The 3,282-nt window shown below is 70.4% G+C and carries 3 protein-coding genes; all 3 read left to right on the top strand.

Translation table 11 applies throughout. From position 1 onward, the window contains the following. Positions 1-104 precede the first annotated feature (104 nt). Positions 105-1,085 (top strand): amino acid ABC transporter permease, encoded by a 981-nt coding sequence (locus BZL64_RS18580; RefSeq protein ID WP_086770320.1) that lies wholly within the window; start codon positions 105-107, stop codon positions 1,083-1,085. 110 nt (positions 1,086-1,195) lie between these two features. After that, complete coding sequence (locus tag BZL64_RS18575; RefSeq protein ID WP_086770321.1) at positions 1,196-1,960, top strand: amino acid ABC transporter ATP-binding protein; 765 nt, start codon at positions 1,196-1,198, stop codon at positions 1,958-1,960. A gap of 92 nt (positions 1,961-2,052) precedes the next feature. Then, positions 2,053-3,078, top strand: a complete 1,026-nt coding sequence (locus tag BZL64_RS18570; protein ID WP_086770319.1) for an ABC transporter substrate-binding protein — start codon at positions 2,053-2,055, stop codon at positions 3,076-3,078. Positions 3,079-3,282 lie beyond the last annotated feature (204 nt).

Raw genomic sequence — 3,282 nt, 5'->3', positions numbered from 1 at the left:
CGCGCCGGCCCGTCACGGCGCGGTACCCCACCGCTCCGCCGCGCCGCCGCAGCCACCCACGCCTGCCGTGATCCGGGGTGCCCCGATTCCCGCCGGAGCCCCTCATGAGTGAACCCCCAGGCGCCGTGACCCTCGTCGAGGCGCCACCCGCCGAACCCCCGCCGCCGCGGAAGCTCACCGCACAGCGCGTCCAGCCGCTGCGCCGCCCCGGACGGTGGATCGCCACCGCGGTCGTCCTGGTCCTGGCCGCCCAGTTCGCACACGGCCTGGTGACCAACCCCTTCTACCAGTGGGACCGCTTCGGCTACTGGTTCCTGCGGCCGACCATTCTCGACGGACTCCTGATCACCCTCGAAGTGACCGCCTGGAGCGCGGTGCTGGGCCTCCTCGGCGGCATCCTGCTGGCCCTGGCCCGGCTCTCCAGGAGTCCGGTGCTGCGCGCCGCGAGCTGGACCTACGTCTGGGCGCTGCGCTCCGTCCCGCTGATCGTCGTGCTGCTGTTCCTCTACAACTTCAGCGCCCTGTACAAGACGTTGAGCGTCGGCGTCCCCTTCGGGCCCGCCTTCTTCACCTTCGACGAGTCCCGGCTCGCCACCGACATGGCGATCGCCGTGATCGGCCTCAGCCTCAACGAGGCCGCGTACGCCGCGGAGGTGGTCCGCGGCGGCATCCTCTCCGTGGACCAGGGCCAGCACGAGGCGTCGTCCGCGCTCGGCCTGCCCAAGGGCTACCAGTTCCGGCGGATCGTCTTCCCGCAGGCCCTGCGGTCGATCACCCCCAACTACGTCAACCAGCTGATCGGCCTGATCAAGAGCACCTCGCTGGTCTTCTACGTGTCGCTGCTCGACCTGTTCGGGACCGCCCAGTCGATGGGCTCCACCTACCCCGGCGACATCGTGCCGCTGCTGCTGGTCGTCACCGTCTGGTACCTGATCCTCACGAGCCTCGTGTCCGTCGTCCAGTTCTACGTCGAGCGGTACTTCGCCCGGGGCGCCACGCGCTCCCTGCCGCCGACCCCGTTGCAGAAGCTGCGCACCGGCCTGCGGGACCTGCGGGAGCGTGCGCGCAGGGAGGCCGCCGTATGACCATCGAGACGACCGGGATGGCCGGGATCACCGGGACAAGCAGCACCAGCGGGACCACCGGGTCCGGTGAGATCACCAAGGCGGCAGCCGGGACGGTCCTGTCCGCCGAGGTGCGGCCCGCCGCCGTGGAGGTGCACGGCGTGCACAAGTGGTACGGCGCCCACCGGGTGCTCGACGGGGTCGACCTCACCGTGAGCCCCGGCGAGGTGACCGTCATCCTCGGCCCGTCCGGCTCCGGCAAGTCCACCTTGCTGCGGGTCATCAACCATCTGGAGAAGCCCGAGATCGGCTACGTCAGCGTCAACGGCGAACCGATCGGCGTCCGCCCGCACGGCGACCGGCTGCGCGAGCTGAGCGAACGGGCCATCCTGGCCCAGCGCAGCCGCATCGGGTTCGTCTTCCAGAACTTCAACCTCTTCCCGCACCTGACCGTGCTCGACAACGTCGCCGCCGCCCCCGTGGCGACCGGCAGGCTCAGCAGGCCCGCCGCCCAGGCGGCGGCCCGCGAACTCCTCGGCCGCGTCGGGCTCGCCGACAAGGCCGCCGCCTACCCACGCCAGTTGTCCGGGGGCCAGCAGCAGCGCGTCGCCATCGCCCGCGCCCTCGCCCTGCGCCCCGGCGTCATCCTCTTCGACGAGCCCACCTCCGCCCTCGACCCCGAACTCGTCGGCGAGGTCCTCGCCGTCATCAAGGACCTGGCGACCAGCGGCACCACCCTGGTCATCGTCACCCACGAGGTCGGCTTCGCCCGCGAGGTCGCCGACCGGGTCGTCTTCATCGACGGCGGAAGGATCGTCGAACAGGGCCCGCCCGCAGAGGTCCTCGACAATCCGCGGCACGAACGGACCAGGGACTTCCTCGCCAAGGTCCTCTGACGGCCCGCGTGCCCCGCGAGGCCTCCCCACGGCACCCACCCCCCTTCACAGCCCACCGACAAACGATCAAGCACAAGCCACGAAGGACGGACATGTCTGCCCACATCACCCGACGCAGCCTGATACGCGGCATCACCATGGCGACCGCCGTCGCCACCCTGGCCACCGGGCTCGCCGCCTGCGGTGGTGACAGCGACGCCGCCACCACGGCGGACGCCGCCGCCTCGGGCAGCGTGACCGTCGGCCGGGTCTCCAACGGCGCCGCGAAGGAGACCACCATCAAGGTGTCCGAGGTGAAGTCGATCAGCGACCTGCTGCCCGACGCCGTACGCAAGAGCGGCAAGCTCGTGATCGGCAGTGGCACCCTGCCGTCCGGCTCCCCGCCCTTGGGTTACGTGGGCGGCGACCAGAAGACCCTCACCGGCTCCGAGCCCGACCTCGGCCGCCTGGTCGCCGCCGTGCTCGGCCTGAAGCCGGAGATCAAGCGGTTCACCTGGGAGAACCTCTTCGTCGGCATCGACAGCGGGAAGGTCGACGTGGCCCTCACCAACGTCACCGTCACCGAGGAGCGCAAGCAGAAGTACGAGTTCGCCTCCTACCGCAAGGACGACCTGGCCCTGGAGACGCCCAAGTCGAGTACCTGGAAGTTCGACGGCGACTACAAGGTGCTGGCCGGCAAGACGGTCTCGGTCGGCGCGGGCACCAACCAGGAGCGGATCCTGCTGGCCTGGAAGAAGAAGCTGGAGAGCGAGGGCAAGAAGCTCACCGTCAAGTACTTCCAGGACAGCAACAGCACCTATCTGGCCCTGAACAGCGGCAAGATCGACGCCTACTTCGGGCCGAGCCCGAGCCTCTCCTACCACGTCACCCAGTCGGCCGGCACGCCCGACCCGACCCGTGTCGCGGGCCAGTTCTCCGGTGCGGGAGAGAGCCTCCAGGGGCTGATCGCGGCGACCGCCAAGAAGGACAGCGGCCTCGCCGAGCCGCTGGCCGCCGCTCTCAACCACCTGATCGACAACGGCCAGTACGCCGAGTGGCTCGCCGCCTGGAACCTGTCCAACGAGGCCGTCCCCACGTCGGAGGTCAACCCGCCCGGCCTGCCGCTGACCGACTCCTGATCCCGCACGCGGGGAACACCCCCGGAGACAGGGGCGTTGTGACGACCGACGAGATGTACCAGGCGCCCGCCGGGAACGGCGGCGCCTGGCGATCGCGAGGAGCGGAGGTGACGGACGTGCGGGACACGAACCCATCGCGTGACACCGACACCCCGCGTGACACCGACGCGCCGCGTGTCATCGACACCCCGCGGGACATCAACG

The organism is Streptomyces bobili, assembly GCF_002154575.1.
Taxonomy (GTDB): domain Bacteria; phylum Actinomycetota; class Actinomycetes; order Streptomycetales; family Streptomycetaceae; genus Streptomyces; species Streptomyces bobili.
This window is presented reverse-complemented; position numbering and strand designations above follow the sequence as displayed.